The sequence below is a fragment of the Streptomyces sp. NPDC096012 genome (genome assembly GCF_040426375.1).
In the GTDB taxonomy this organism is placed as follows: Bacteria; Actinomycetota; Actinomycetes; order Streptomycetales; family Streptomycetaceae; genus Streptomyces.
This window is the reverse complement of sequence record NZ_JBEOTD010000044.1, coordinates 54724-68304: the sequence shown is the minus strand read 5'-3', so window position 1 is coordinate 68304 and position 13581 is coordinate 54724. Positions and strand designations below refer to the sequence as shown.

Here is a 13581-nt window from a genome sequence, read left to right as displayed (position 1 = left end):
GCGGCTCGCTGCGCTCCCCGCACAACTCCGGTGCTTCGCACCGGAGTTGGCGCTCCTTGCGCTGCGCTCCAGGAGCGGGCCACTACGTGGCCGGCCCCGAGCTCCGCTCGGGGCTTGGGGCGGTTCTCCGCTGCGCTGCGAACCGTGTGCCTCGCACTGCGTGCGAGGCATCGGGCCACGCTCCGCGCGGCCCGGGCTGGCAGCAGTAAGGGGTGAGCTCCTGTCGTTGAGCCGGGTGCCGCGTTGGCAGCTTCCCCCCTTGGTCGCACATCAGGTGGGAGTGTGGTGCGCGGGCCGGCCGAGCTGCCGCGCGGCCTGCTGGGGTTGCTATGCCGGCCCAGGTTCGATTCGGGGTCACTTGTGCTGCTGTTCGGTGCGGCCTTCGAAGTCGCGCCTGATCGCGGCTCCCTGATCCTCGATCAGTCCGGCCTGGTCGGGGAGATCGCGGCTCCCTGATCCTCGATCAGTCCGGCCTGGTCGGGGAGGTCGAGGACCGCGCCGCAGTGGTTGCACAGCTTCCCGTCTTCGGCGGGCGTGCCGCAGGCCTTGCAGAACCGGTTGCCTCGAGTGTTGTCAGTGTTGTGGGTCATGGTTCTCCTGGTCGGGTGAGTGGTAATGCGTGCGGAGTACCCGTAGCTCATGGGATGATTCTTCCGCTCCTCCGCTTCATTTTGAGGCTACGATAGAGTCTGGAATTGAGTAGCCGTGCCTCTGTGAGTGTGTGGCCGGCTGGAGGGCGGTCATTTTCGCTCAGATCGAGGGCGTGGGACCTGGTGCCGTACGGATGTGCTGCTGACCAACTTCCTTGGTAAGGACGCTAGTTGGCTGTATTGCGGGGTGAGGACTGGCGTCCTGCTTGCAGGAGGGATTGGACCGTAGTGGCTGTGAAGGAACTCCGTCCGCATCAGCGGGAAGCCGTGGATGCAGTACTCAGGGCGCTCGAATTGCCTGCAAGATCTACTGTGCCCCAGCGGGGTCTGCGGACTCAGGTGATCATGGCCACCGGGTCGGGGAAGACCTTCGTCTCCGTGCGCAGCGCGGAAGAGTTGCGGGCGGGCCGGGTGCTGGTGCTCGTGCCCTCGTTGGACCTGCTGGCGCAGACCGAGGCAGCCTGGCGTGAGGGCGGGCGTACGGGGCCGATGATCGGTGTCTCCTCCCTGCGCGGGGAGGAGGCGTCCTTCCCGAACACCACGGATGTGGGTGAGCTGGTCTCCTGGGTGCGGCCGTTCGACAAAGTCACCGTGTTCGCCACGTACGCCTCCCTCGGGCTCGGCACGCTGGAACGCGCCCACCAGGCCGGCCTTCCGGGCTGGGACCTGATCGTCGTGGACGAGGCGCACCGGGTTTCGGGCCGGATCGGCCGGCCGTGGGCGGTCGTCCACGACAACACCCGCATCCCGTCCCTGCGCCGCCTCTACATGACCGCCACGCCCCGGCTGTGGCAGATGGACGAGGATGCCGAGGGCGCGCAGGGCGAGCTGGTGGCGAGCATGGAGGACGACCCGGACGGGCCGTTCGGCGCCCGCTGCTTCACGCTGACGCTCTCGGAGGCGATCGACCGGGGGATCTGCGCGCCGTACCAAGTGGTGTGCCTGGACATCACCGACACCCAGCTCCAGGCCGCGCAGCTCCTAGGCATGGAGAGCCGCTCGGACCAGGTCCGCGGGGCCCGGCTCGCCGCGCTCCAGACCGCGCTGCTCAAGGCGTCGTCGAAGGAGGGCTTCCGGCACACTCTCGTCTTCCACCACGTCGTGAAGGAGGCCGAGGCGTTCGCGGCTGGCTTCCCCGATGTCGCCAAGCGGCTGCACGCCGCCGACCCCGAGCTGTACCCGAAGATGGTCTGGGCGGACTGGCTGTGCGGCGAGCACAAGCCGGGCTACCGGCGCCGGGTGCTGGGCGAGTTCGCGTCCGGGATCGCCCCAGACGGCACCATCGTGGAGAAGGCCTTCCTCGGCTCAGTGAAAGTGCTGGGCGAGGGCGTCGACACCAAGAACTGCGACTCCGTGTACTGGGCGGATGTGCGCGGCTCGATGCCCGACCTCGTCCAGGCCGTGGGCCGCGCGCTACGCATGCAGCCCGGCGAGGGCAAGGTCGCCTCACTCGTGGTGCCGGTCCTGCTCGGGCCCGGCGAGACCGCCGACAGCATGCTCACCAGCCGGGCGTTCTCCGGGTTGGCGAAGCTGCTGGAAGCCCTCCGTGCCCACGACACCCGGGTCGTGGAGCAGCTCGCCGAGCAGCAGGCCCGAAGCCGTGTCAGGGGTGTCCAGAGTCGCTCCGGGGCGGAAGGCGGGGAAGCTGCAGACGAGCGAAGCGGCCGTGTGTCGGTGCCGGCCCTGGAGCTGCTGAAGTTCTCCACCCCTCGCGACCCCGCACAGCTGGCGGCGTTCATCAATCTCCGCGTCCTCAACCCCGAGCACGAGCACTGGCGGCGCGGCATCGAGGCCGCCGTCATCTACAACCGGCTGCACGGCGACCTCAAGGTCCCCTTCACGTACCGCGTCCCCACCGGCGGCGCGCAGGAGGCGGAGGAGGGGTGGCCGGCCTCGCTCGCCGCGTTCCCGCTGGGGCAATGGGTGGCCGACGCTCGCCGGTTCTACGCCCGCGGGGACATGGACGAGGACCGCGTCCAGCAACTGGAGAAGCTCGGCATGGTCTGGTCGCACTACGACGTCGCGTGGGACGAAGGACTCACGGCAGCGCGCGGGTGGGCGGCCGAGGCGGGCCACCTTCTGGCCCCGTTGGACGCCACCTACCAGGGGTATCGCGTAGGGCTGTTCCTGAAGAACGCGCGTGCAGCCGCCCGGCGAGCGGCCGAGATCGAGCAGCGGCGAGCTGAGGGGTTGCCCGTGGAGTCCGCGGCTGGCGCCCTGTCACAGGAACGGCGCGAGCAACTGGACGACATCGACCCCGCCTGGTGCCCCGCCTGGCCCATCGACTGGCAACGCTGCTTCCACCTCACCCGACAACACCTCGACACCGGCGGCACACTCCCCACCCAGCCCGGCACGGTCGTACGCCAAGGCGAAGACCTCGGCCGATGGGTACGCACCCAGCAACTCGCCTTCGACAACATCACCGGCGCGCAGCAGTGGATGTGCGAACACGTCCTCGGCATCCAGCCCGCCGCCGACGACGAGAAACCCAAACCGCGCCGCTCGCAGGCCGACAAGTGGGCGATGCACCTCGCCGCCGCCACCCAGTACTACGAGCGTGAGGGGCACCTACGCGTACCAAGGACACACACCGAACGGATCACCGGCGCGGACCAGGAACAGCGAGAGCTCCGGCTCGGGGCATGGATCAGCAACCAGCGCAGCAGGGCCGCCACGCTGACGTCGGAGCGGATCGAGCAATTGTCCGACATCGGCATGCGATGGACCTGACCACCACCACGCTCGGCCGCCCGACGCAGGTGATGCGCGGAAAGCGTACATATGGCGTACGAGATCCGTACGCATTGCGTTCGAATTCTTTTCGAGGTGCAGCTCTCTCCGGTTCGGCTCTCTCCCCAGCGACCCGACACCGACAGATCGCAGCCAGACTCTGGTAGTCAGCGGCCGAGCGAGCAGGCCTGCAGCGGACTTCCCAGGCGCGGCTGACGTTCGCCGATGGGCCGCGTGCGCCCACGCCCGGGAGCTCTCGTAGCCGATGCCGACCGGCGCTGTCCCAAAGACGCCGGAACCAGCAGGGCAGGGGCAAGCGGCATGGGACCACTGACGCTACGGACTACGGGGTGCCGGCGCTTTCAGCTGCCGCTTGGAAACATGGAGCAGATCGAGCAGGGGGCTGAAGCGCGCGTTGCGCAGCCGCCCCGTCCCCTCAAGCACCGAGGGCCGCCTGCGGTTTCTGCTGAAGGCGCACCGGGGCTCCACCCGGCGGGTCGCCGCCGTGCTGGGAGTGTCGCAGCGCACCGTGCAGCGGTGGGTGACGAAGAAGCCCGCAGCGCGTCACCCGCCGGGTCCCCTGGAGATGAAGGCGATCGAGGAAGCGGTCCTGGCGCGGTGGCAGCCCCCGGGTACGGGCCCGCCTGCGTGCCCAGGCCGAGGCGGAAGGCTTCGTCTTCCCTACCAGGGCGCGATTCGGGTTCGCGGCTCCGGCAGGGTCCTGGGACGATGCGGGTGCGGTGGATCACCCAGCCCCTGCCAGGAGAGGTCGGCCGGGAGCTGTTCGCCGGCGGCCCTTCTTACGGTGCGATGACGTGCCCGGGCCGGCGAACGCGGCCTGCACGGTTCACGGGCCACTATGGTCCCGCAGCAGGAAAGGCGTCGCTGCGGCACAGGGAAAGCGGCTGCCGCAGCGGCCCCGGTGCCCCGGGTCCACGCCCGGGGCACCGGCTGCACCGCCGACCCGGCCTTGGCGGCGGGCCGCAGGTGGCTGGGGCGGGCACAGCCTGGCCGTCTCCGCAACGTCCAGCAGGTACACACGGTCACCTGGCGCGGGGAGTAGCTCCTGGTCCTCGCCGCAGACGAGCCGGGTAAAGCAGGTTGCGGTCCGCAGGAAGACACCCGCCCAGGGCGGTACAGGGTGGGTGGCGCAGCCGTCGATGTAGCGGACGCGGTCGTGCAGGGCGAGCGTGGCCGCGGCGTCGTCGTAGTCGCGAGGGCGTGCGGTGGCGAGTTGCTGAAAGGAGGCGCCGGTGAACAGCGCGGTGGCGACGGCCGCGGCCAGGCGGGGATGGGCGGTCGCCGCGTGCAGCCGGTGGGCGACTCGCTGCGCGGTAGGCACGGTGAGAGGCACGGGCGGTGGGCGGCCGCGAAGTCGGCGGTCACGGAGTAGTCGGCCGGCCGCAAGGCCTGGTGCAGAGCGGCGGGAAGGTGTGGACGGTGGCAGACCAGGGTCAGGTGTATACCGGTGAGGGCATGTAGCTGCAGCAGGCGCATCACGCGGCGGGTGGTGAGGCAGTGGGCTCGCAGGAATGCCTCGCCGTTGAGCCACTGGGCCTCGTCGCCCCTCCGGACGCCTAGCCGGACGGTGCGGAGCGGCCCCGCCTGCGCGGGGCGAAAAGTCCTCGGCCAGCTCCTCGTCGTTGCCCGGCGGAGCATCCCGACGGGCGCGGGGCCGTGCACCCCTGTGACAGGGGGGCGCGGCGCCCAACTCGCCGGACGCGCCTCACTCATCGACTTCGCCGCCTTCCCCGCCCGGCTCGGCGACAGCGAACCCTTCCGCGACCTCGTCAAGGCGATGGAGGCCGCGCTCAACCTGCGCCACCACCGGCGCGGACCCTCTCCAAGCTGCCCCCGTACCTGCACGAGCGCACCGCCGACCGCGTCGGCAGCCTGGCGGCGAGGTGCCGGTTCAGCAGCACCTCGATCAACGCCCGGGTGCCGTCCCGTTCGCCGTGAACCTTGCGGGCCTGGGCCCACCAGGCGTCGGGCACCGGGGTTAACTTGCCTGCGGACCGGGCTTGTTCCAGGGCCGTGGCGCCGGGGAATGCGCCGGGCTTGCGGAAACTTGGACCGATTGCCATCGAAGTTGGATCAGCGGCCACTGTTCACGGCTCGGAATCGCTCCCCCCTTTTCCGCTTCTTTGTTCGGGGGGCACCTCGTTGGTGGTCTGCTGGTTTACCTGCTGCCCGATTCGCCCAGTCTGTCCAGGGCGGCATTGCTGCCGCACACTGCCGACGAGAAACCGGAGACCCTGTCATGCGTCGCCTTCGCTCGTTCGTTGTAGCCGCAGCTGCCTTCGCCGCGGCATTCAGTGCTGTACCCGCCGCGACCGCGGCATCCAGCAGCCTGCCCTACAACTGCTCACCCGGATATTTCTGTATGTACAGCGGCTGGAACGGCTCAGGAACCCGCTGTCAGTGGTCGCAGTCCAGCCTGGCCAACACCGCGGACAACTGCTCCTTCATCCAGAGGGGCCAGAACGTGCGCTCCGTGTGGAACAAGACAGGGCACCGCGTCCAGTACTACACGCAGACCAACTACCACGCGCGCGTCGGGTCCACCCAGGCCGGCCAGGGCGGTAACCTCCAGGGCAACTACCAGATCCGTTCCTTCAAGCCCCAGTAGGGCTGCGGCCAGCAGCAGGGCGTCTTCGTCAAGGCGCCCTGCCCGAGCGCGGCGAGTCGGCCCAACGTCGAGGGCAATCGGTCCACGTTCGGCGTCAGGAGACAGCGGCGCAGAGTTCCGAGACGATCGCGAACGATTCGTCACCATCGGCACCGCCATGGCTGGCGGCATCACCTGGTGCGCGGGGAGCAGCAGGACTCCACATTCTCCTTGGTGCCGTTCCCGGGACCATCCCCGTGCGTGCATGGAGCAGGCTTGCAGCGCCGCGGAGTCGGGCGCCTCGGCGGGACCATCCCGGCGCGAGGAGCAGCTTGCGTAGGCGTATCCGGTCTCCGGGCCCATCCCCGCGGGTGGGGGGAGCAGCGCCGGCCCTTCCCGTAGAACTTCCGCCAGTAGGGACCATCCCCGCCGGGGGCCCCTATGTGTTTGGTCAAGGTCGAAGGGCAGTAGGTTCGCGTGTTGAGGGTGGTGGCCGGGCCGTAGGGGTGTGCATGGGTGATAGCCAGGTGACGATCAAGCTCACGAGTGACGAGGCGTTGGTGCTGTCGCACTGGCTGGAGAGGCTGCAGATGACGGACCTCAGCCGCGTTGTCGACGATCCGGCGGTGTGGGCACCGATCCATCGGATCGCCGGAACGCTGGACAAAGCGCTTCCTGAGCTGTTCGCGCCTGACTATGACCAGCGGCTTGAGGCCGCTCGTCAGCGGCTTCGGCCGGAGGACTGATCGAGCGGTATGAACTCCTCAGGTGGCCGCGGCGCGTTGGGGCTCGTAGAAGGTTCCGTCCCGGAGCATCGCGAAGAGGACGTCGGCCCTGCGCCGGGCGAGGCATAGCAGGGCCTGGGTGTGGTGTTTGCCCTGGGCGATCTTCTTGTCGTAGTAGGCCCGGGATGCCGGGTCGCCCAGGGCGGCGAATGCGGAGAGGAAGAGGGCTTGTTTGAGCTGCTTGTTTCCTCTCCTGGAGGGCTGTTCGCCGCGGATTGATGAGCCCGAGCTCCGGGTTGCCCGGGCGAGACCGGCGTAGGCGGCGAGGTGGCCGGCGGTCGGGAAGGTGCTGCCGTCGCCGACCTCGATCAGGATGCGGGCTCCGGTCCTGACGCCGACTCCGGGCACGGATGCTGCTACCGCGGCCCCAGCACCCGTTCCAGCGACGGATGGATCTGGGTCAGCAGGCCGTGCAGCCGGTTGGCGACTCTGGTGGCCTCGCCGGCCAGGTCGTCGTCGAACCCGACGATCATCTCCAGCTCGGCGATCGTCTCGTCCTCGCCGTCGATCGCCCGCAGCGTGTGGGGCATCGTGCGGGCCGCGTCCGCGATGATGAACGCGTCCCTCGCATCGGTCTTGGCCTCGCCGGGATAGAGGTCGGCGATCCGCCGCATCGTCAGGCTGGGCAGGTAGGCGACCGGGCAGCCCATGTCGCGGGCCACTGCCAGAGGTAATGTCCCGATCGAGGCCGGTTGGTCGACGACCACCAGGACGATTCCGTGTTTGGCCTGGAGTTTCGCAAACACCTCGCGGAGCTTGGGTTCGGTGTTGGGCAGTCGCTTGTCGAAGGCTTTCTTCCCGGCCGGGGTGACGGCGGTGGCGTGGTGTTCGCCCTTGCCGACGTCCAGGCCGAGGAAGACGTCGATGTCGCCGGTGTCGATCACGTGCAGGCCCCTCCTCTCACGCTTTCGTCCGGCCTTGCCAGGGCACCGATCTGCCACATCCACGTTACGGAGAGCTCTTCCGGTTCGGGTGAAGCCGATGCTCAAGCCCCTCATCAGCGGTCTGTCGATGCCTCCGGGCCCGGTGACACCACCCCCCAGATCATCAACAACAAGGGGGGAAGTCATGCCGGACCCGAAGGCCGGAGGCTCCATTGCGGAGCCACGAAAAAGGTAACGGGGGGGAGCAGTTCCGCGGGAGTAGTCGATCTCATTCTTGGTGCGGTGTCTGTCCGGTGACCAGCCCGGTGCCGGCGGGAAGGTGCGTGGGATCACCGGGCCAAGCTCGTCGGTGCCGATGACCGTCGCACCGGTGGGCGGGCTGGTGTAGAGCTCGACGATCCGTGTCCTTTTCTCTCGAAGTCCGCATCTCTCGAGTGCGTGCGCCGCCAGCGCACGCACTCGACCAGCAGGATGCGGCGCACCTGGGAGCGGCTGACCTCGATGTCCAGGCTCCCGCGGCAGGCCGTGCGTCCAAGGTCCACTCCGAGGATCCCGACTCGTCCGCGGCCCACATCTCGTTCGACGGCTGCACCTCGAGTCGGCCGGGCGGGGTCTGCTTGACCATCGCAATGATTCGGGATCGTTCGTGAAGGGCGTGGGGTTGCTGATCAGGTGTTCGACTGTGTCGCGACGGTGAAACGGCTCCGGGAGCAGCCTCGTGGCTCGCGAATCCCGGCATGTCACGGCACCGCGTGTCCGGCTGGCGTGTCGTGCTCCGTGAGGGCCCGTTCGGGGCCGGTGCTTCCGAGCGCGCTTATGTGACGGTGATCACGCCGGACGGAAAACCTGCCGTTCGGGCCGGGCGTCTAGCAGGTGTGAGATCAGTCAGGGTGACAGCGCTGCACAAGGTGGACGAGGAACGTCTTGTCCGGCTGGTGGCCAGAGGCGACCGTGCCGCGTTCGAGGAGCTGTACCGGCGTACGTCGCCGTGGTTGGCGGTGCGGCTGCGCCGCCGCTGTGCGGACGAGCAGATCGTCGCCGAGGTCATGCAGGAGACGTATCTGGCGGTGTGGCGCGCGGCGGGCTCGTTCACCGGAGCCGCGGCCGGAGGGACTGCTGTCGGATGGCTGTGGACGATCGCGGCGCGTCGCTTGGTCGATGCGTTCCGGCGCAGGGCTCACCACGCGGAGCCGCCGCCCGCGGCCGCCTTGCAGCCCGTGGCGTCCGCCGCCGAGGAGGAGGTGCTCGCGGCGACCGTCGGCGGTGACGTCGGGGACGCGCTGCGGCGCCTCGCACCGGAGCTCAGAGAGGTACTGCAGGCCATGGTGCTCGACGGGATGTCCGTCCGGGAGACCGCGGTCCTGCTCGGGCTGCCCGAGGGCACGGTCAAGACACGGGCCCGCCGGGCCAGGATCGCGATGCGGAAGGCGCTGGCATGAGCGAGGAACACGCGTCGATGCGGATCATCGACGGTTACGCGCGCGGCGACACGGACCTCGCCGCCGACCAGGTCTGGGCACTGGAGGCCCATCTGGAGGCGTGCGCGGTGTGCCGTGACCGGCTGTCGGCCGCCGTCACGGCCGAGGCCCCCGCCGTGGCGGCGCTGGTCGAGACCGTGTGGTCCGGCCTCCAGGCCCAGATGCTCGCCGGCCCTTTGCAGCGCCGGCGGCGCTGGGCGGTGCGGCTGTCGGGGTGGCTGACGCCCGTGATGGTGCCGTGGCTGGCCATGGTCGGGAGCGTGACGCTGATCGCGCTGCTGCTGGACCTGGTCGGCCCCGGCACCGGCGAGGTGTCGCTGGTGCTGCTGTTCTCCCCGGTCCTGCCCGTGCTCGGCGTCGCGGCGTCGTGGTCGCAGGGCCTGGACCCGGCGTACGAGCTGACGGCCTCCGTACCGAGGGCCGGACTCTATCTGGTGCTGCGACGTACCGCGTCCGTACTCGCCGTGGTCATTCCCGCGCTGCTGGTGGGCGGATGGGCGACGGGGCTGATGGTGGCCCAGTGGCTACTGCCCTGTCTGGCCTTCACCTCCGCGGCCCTGGCGCTCGGCACTGTCGTCGGCGTGACACGCGCCGCCGTCGTGCTGACGACCGTGTGGGCCGCCGTGGTCGTGGCGCCCACCCTGGCCGCTAGCCGTGTGGCCTTCGCACTGCAGGCGGACGGTCTGCCCGTATGGGGGCTGATCCTCGTGCTCAGCATCGGTGTCGTGATCGCTCGCAGGGGCGCGTACTCCGTGCTGGGAGCCCATCGATGACCATCGGAAAGGAAAACGACATGACATCCGCGGTGAACGCGGCTGACATTGCACCGACTGCTTACGCCTGGGAGGTCCAGACCACTGGGCTGAAGGTCAAGGTCGGCAGGAACCGGATGGCAGTCGACGGGCTCGACCTTAAGCTCGGCATCGGCGTACACGGCCTCCTCGGACCCAACGGGGCGGGCAAGACCACCCTCATCCGGGTGCTGGCCACCGTACTGCGCCCCACCGAGGGGACCCTGGAGCTGCTCGGCGAGTCCGTGGGCGGCCTGGGCGAGCACCGTGCGCTGCGCCGCCGGATCGGCTATCTGCCGCAGGAGTTCGGCTACTACAAGCGCTTCACGGTGCGCGAGTTCGTCGAGTACATGGCGTGGCTGAAGGAGGTACCCCAGGCGGACATTCCCGCAGCGGTGCAGCGCGCCGTGGAACGGGTGGGTCTGGCGGACCGCGCCAACGAGAGGATGAAGGCCCTGTCGGGCGGCATGGTGCGTAGGGTCGGCATCGCCCAGGCCATCGTCAACGACCCGCTGATCCTGCTGCTGGACGAGCCGACGGTCGGCCTGGACCCGGCTCAGCGGCTGCGCTTCCGCGAGCTGCTGCAGGAGTTGGGTAAGGACACCTGCGTGCTCGTCTCGACCCACCTGGTGGAGGACGTCGCCGCCGCCTGCACCGACGTTGTGGTCTTCGCCGAGGGTCGGCTGGTCTTCCAGGGCCCTCCGGACGAGCTGGCCTCGGCGGGCGGCCCTGAGAACGTGGGTGACAGCCCGCTGGAGCGCGGCTACTCGGCGCTGCTGCTCAACCCTGAGCAGGAACGGGGCACTTGGTGAACCGCCGCGTTCTGCGTATCGAGTTGAGGCGTTCGGTCGCCCCGTGGGCCGGCGTCGTGGTCCTGGTGCCGGCGCTGGCGTTCCTGTACGTGCTGGGCGGCGCCTGGTGGAGTGGCACCACGGCGTGGACGGCCCAGTGGACGTCCATGGCCATGTGGACCCGCTCCCTGCTGTTCTACCTGTGGCCGCTCACCATCGGGCTCGGGGCGCTGCAGGGACTGCGCGACCACCGCTCTAAGATGTCCGAGCTGCTGACGAGCACCCCGCGGCCCGCCCGGCACCGCGCGGCCACCCTGGCGGGTGCGACGGCGATCACGCTCGCTTCGGCTTTCATGTTCCTCGTCCTCGTGGGTGGGGTCCAGGTGCTCACTCACACCGAGTACACGCACCTCGGGTGGCTGCCCATCTCGCTGGTGGGGGTGCTCTTCCTCGTCGCGGGAGCCGTGCTCGGCATGGGGGCCGCCAGGACCCTGCCGTCCCCGCTCACCCCGCCCGCGCTGGCCATGGGCGCCTTCGTGTTCACAGCCCTCATGCACATGTCGCTGGGCCGAACGGCGACAGACACGACGGGCGGGTTGACGAACACGGAACCGAACCGGATCTCGCTGCTGTCACCGACGGTGGAAGACATGCGCAAGGCGTTCGTCACGCTCTCCGCCTCCGTGCACGTCGGGCAGACCCTCTGGCTGCTCGGCATGACCGCGACCGGCTTCGCACTGCTCGTCGCCGCGACACCGCGCGCGCGGCTGACCGCCCTGACGCCCGTCCTGGCGGGTGCGGCGATCGCCCTGCTCGTCCTTCCCTCTGACGCGCGCCGGATGTACGTCGTCGACAAGGCCGCCGCCGAGCTGGTGTGCGACGGCCCGGTATGCGTGACGAAGACGCAGCAAGCACGACTCGCGGACCTCGCGGGACCCGGTAAGGAGGCGCTGCGCTTGCTGCACGGTGCCCTCGGTGATCAGGCGCCGGACTCGGTCCGGGAGAACACCGCCGTACTGCCGAAGGGCTCCACGCCGCGGTGGTCCCGCAAGACCGTGCTCCTCGACTTCGACGACGACATCGTCGCCGCCGCGAGGGGCAAGGAGCTGACCCGGGCCCTGATCGCGAAAGGCATGGTGCCAGGGTGCACTCCCGTCGGCTGGAGCGGCTTCGGAGGAGATGAATTCGCGCAGACCGTCGCGGCGGGCTGGGTCCTCGAAGACCTCAAGCCGCTCGGCGGCACGCCGGCAAGTATGCGCAACACAGTCGAAGACGAGACCCGCCCCGTGTGGAAGAAACTCAAGGCGCTTCCACGGGCCGAGCAGCTCTCACGGATCAACGCGATGCGCACCGCCGCGCTCTCCTGCAAAGGCGACCCGTTCGATGTACTGTCCGGCGGTGCGTCCCGATGAGATGGCTGACGTTGTACGCGCGTTCGCGTCAGGTACCCGCGTCGCTCGCCGCGATGCTGATCGGCGCGGTGGCGGTGTGGGCACTCGCCCGGGACGGGAGCTCGGGGCCCGGTGATCCGAAGCTGCCCGCGCTCATCCTCACCACGGGGGCGATGGCGGTCTCGGTCGGGCTCGGCGGGCAGGACCTCGCACTGGACCGGACGGCCGCGATCCGCTGGGTTCCCCTCAGGGCGGCGCACGTGCTGCTCGCCGGCGCGGCCGTCGCCGCGGTGCTGCTGACAGTGCAGACCATGGGCGTGTCCATGGCCACCACCGCGTTCGTCGTCCGGGACAGCGCGGGCCTGATGGGGCTGGTCGCCCTGGGCGCGGCGCTCTCGGGCGGGCAGTTCGGGTGGACGCTACCGTTCGCCTGGCTCGCGTTCTCGTTCTTCGCCCCGCCGGCCACAAGTGTGCCGACGCAGGTGGTGAGCTGGATGCTGCTGCCACCCGGCACGGCGGCGAGCACCTGGACGGCCCTCGTCCTCGCGGTCGTCGGCACCACGGCCTACGCCGTCGCGGGTCCCAGGCGGTAGCCGGGCCGGGGCACCCCGCGCAGCTTGGCCAGCAGTTCGCCCAACCACCGCTCAGCGACCCGACGACAGGCCGCTTTCCTCGCTGCGCGGACGGCATCCGGAGGGTCAGTCGGGGGCGGTGCCGTTGATGAGCACGCTGTGAAGAGCTGAGCACGCACGACGGTGTGATGCGCACTCAGCGGAAGCGGCGATCAGAGGCCAGCACGCACTTCGGCTAGCTTGACGTCCGCCGCCCGCATCTCCCCGCATGCCTGGGGGTGCTTCTGATCCATCTCCTCAAGCCGTACAGGCGACTTGCACAGAGCGGTGGTCGCCTTCAGGTCCAAAGCGGCGTCGACCTCGTACGCCTTCTGCGAACCGGCCGGCGCCGGTCACGGCGACGACTTCACATGCGCCATCGCCGCGATCTTTCCCTCGACCCCCCGAAGTAGATCCACAGCCGGTCGCCGTCCCTCATCCGCTTCAGCCGCTTCCCGAGCCACCACTCGGTCGGACTGGAGTCTTCGCGCGCCAGCCTCGCGACCCGCGCTGGGGTGGAGGGGCCGTGCTCGATCGTGTCGCGCTCCGGGTCCAGGCAGTACAACCAGTCCCGAGGGCCGACGACCTGGTAGACGGCGCGTCCGCCTCGGTTCGGAATCTTTTCCAGCACCTCCTGCTCGGTCAGCGTCCGCAGCAGTGCGCGGGCCCGCTTGTCGTCGATCTCCCAGCCGTAGCTGTTCATGGTGGCGACGACGCGGGCCGGGTCCCACTCTCCGTCCTCGCCGAGCACCCGGCTCTCCAGCACCTCCACCTGGGTCAGCCGTGTCTGAGTGCGTGGCCGGCCGTGCCGTTCCAGCAAGTCGTACAGCTTCGCCGGGGTGTGTCAATTTAACGGCTG

General features: G+C 69.6%; 13 protein-coding genes and 1 pseudogene. 9 read left to right on the top strand and 5 right to left on the bottom strand.

Annotation, left to right across the window (positions count from 1 at the left end; translation table 11 throughout):
* Nucleotides 1-419 precede the first annotated feature (419 nt).
* Nucleotides 420-590 carry a double zinc ribbon domain-containing protein gene (locus ABVB68_RS31350; protein ID WP_353604555.1) on the bottom strand — a complete coding sequence of 57 codons (171 nt, stop codon included), beginning with the start codon at nt 588-590 and terminating at the stop codon, nt 420-422.
* Nucleotides 591-878: 288 nt separating this feature from the next.
* On the opposite strand from ABVB68_RS31350, the gene ABVB68_RS31345 reads away from it, so the two are divergent.
* Nucleotides 879-3383 (top strand): DEAD/DEAH box helicase, encoded by a 2505-nt coding sequence (locus tag ABVB68_RS31345; protein ID WP_353604554.1) that lies wholly within the window; start codon nt 879-881, stop codon nt 3381-3383.
* Nucleotides 3384-3756: 373 nt separating this feature from the next.
* Nucleotides 3757-4197 (top strand): helix-turn-helix domain-containing protein, encoded by a 441-nt coding sequence (locus ABVB68_RS31340; protein ID WP_353604553.1) that lies wholly within the window; start codon nt 3757-3759, stop codon nt 4195-4197.
* Between the two features lie 33 nt (nt 4198-4230).
* On the opposite strand, the gene ABVB68_RS31335 is transcribed toward ABVB68_RS31340, so the two are convergent.
* Nucleotides 4231-4725, bottom strand: a complete 495-nt coding sequence (locus ABVB68_RS31335) for a hypothetical protein (protein ID WP_353604552.1) — start codon at nt 4723-4725, stop codon at nt 4231-4233.
* A 469-nt stretch (nt 4726-5194) separates the two neighbouring features.
* Nucleotides 5195-5377 (bottom strand): hypothetical protein, encoded by a 183-nt coding sequence (locus ABVB68_RS31330; RefSeq protein ID WP_353604551.1) that lies wholly within the window; start codon nt 5375-5377, stop codon nt 5195-5197.
* Nucleotides 5378-5643: 266 nt separating this feature from the next.
* Here ABVB68_RS31330 and ABVB68_RS31325 point away from each other — a divergent pair, with 266 nt between their 5' ends.
* Together ABVB68_RS31325 and ABVB68_RS31320 are read left to right on the top strand one after the other, a co-directional pair.
* Complete coding sequence (locus ABVB68_RS31325; protein ID WP_353604550.1) at nt 5644-6012, top strand: peptidase inhibitor family I36 protein; 369 nt, start codon at nt 5644-5646, stop codon at nt 6010-6012.
* Nucleotides 6013-6503: 491 nt separating this feature from the next.
* The gene (locus ABVB68_RS31320) at nt 6504-6737 is read left to right on the top strand and encodes a hypothetical protein (RefSeq protein WP_095683867.1); all 234 of its coding nucleotides are present in this window, start codon (nt 6504-6506) and stop codon (nt 6735-6737) included.
* A gap of 18 nt (nt 6738-6755) precedes the next feature.
* On the opposite strand, the pseudogene ABVB68_RS31315 reads toward ABVB68_RS31320, so the two are convergent.
* A pseudogene (locus ABVB68_RS31315) lies at nt 6756-7660 on the bottom strand (IS110 family transposase).
* 935 nt (nt 7661-8595) lie between these two features.
* On the opposite strand from ABVB68_RS31315, the gene ABVB68_RS31310 reads away from it, so the two are divergent.
* From ABVB68_RS31310 to ABVB68_RS31290, 5 genes are read left to right on the top strand one after another with little or no spacing between them, the layout of a single operon-like run.
* Nucleotides 8596-9099, top strand: coding sequence for an RNA polymerase sigma factor (locus tag ABVB68_RS31310; protein ID WP_503006396.1), 504 nt, complete (start codon nt 8596-8598; stop codon nt 9097-9099).
* Nucleotides 9096-9911 carry a zf-HC2 domain-containing protein gene (locus ABVB68_RS31305; protein WP_353604548.1) on the top strand — a complete coding sequence of 272 codons (816 nt, stop codon included), beginning with the start codon at nt 9096-9098 and terminating at the stop codon, nt 9909-9911. Before ABVB68_RS31310 ends, ABVB68_RS31305 begins: the two co-directional genes overlap by 4 nt.
* Nucleotides 9908-10741, top strand: a complete 834-nt coding sequence (locus ABVB68_RS31300; RefSeq protein WP_353604547.1) for an ABC transporter ATP-binding protein — start codon at nt 9908-9910, stop codon at nt 10739-10741. The genes ABVB68_RS31305 and ABVB68_RS31300 overlap by 4 nt, the downstream gene beginning before the upstream one ends.
* The gene (locus ABVB68_RS31295; RefSeq protein WP_353604546.1) at nt 10738-12132 is read left to right on the top strand and encodes a hypothetical protein; all 1395 of its coding nucleotides are present in this window, start codon (nt 10738-10740) and stop codon (nt 12130-12132) included. Before ABVB68_RS31300 ends, ABVB68_RS31295 begins: the two co-directional genes overlap by 4 nt.
* The gene (locus ABVB68_RS31290) at nt 12129-12704 is read left to right on the top strand and encodes a hypothetical protein (RefSeq protein ID WP_353604545.1); all 576 of its coding nucleotides are present in this window, start codon (nt 12129-12131) and stop codon (nt 12702-12704) included. The genes ABVB68_RS31295 and ABVB68_RS31290 overlap by 4 nt, the downstream gene beginning before the upstream one ends.
* 385 nt (nt 12705-13089) lie before the next feature.
* On the opposite strand, the gene ABVB68_RS31285 is transcribed toward ABVB68_RS31290, so the two are convergent.
* On the bottom strand, nt 13090-13542 hold the full coding sequence (locus ABVB68_RS31285) for a hypothetical protein (RefSeq protein ID WP_353604544.1): 453 nt from the start codon (nt 13540-13542) through the stop codon (nt 13090-13092).
* Nucleotides 13543-13581 lie beyond the last annotated feature (39 nt).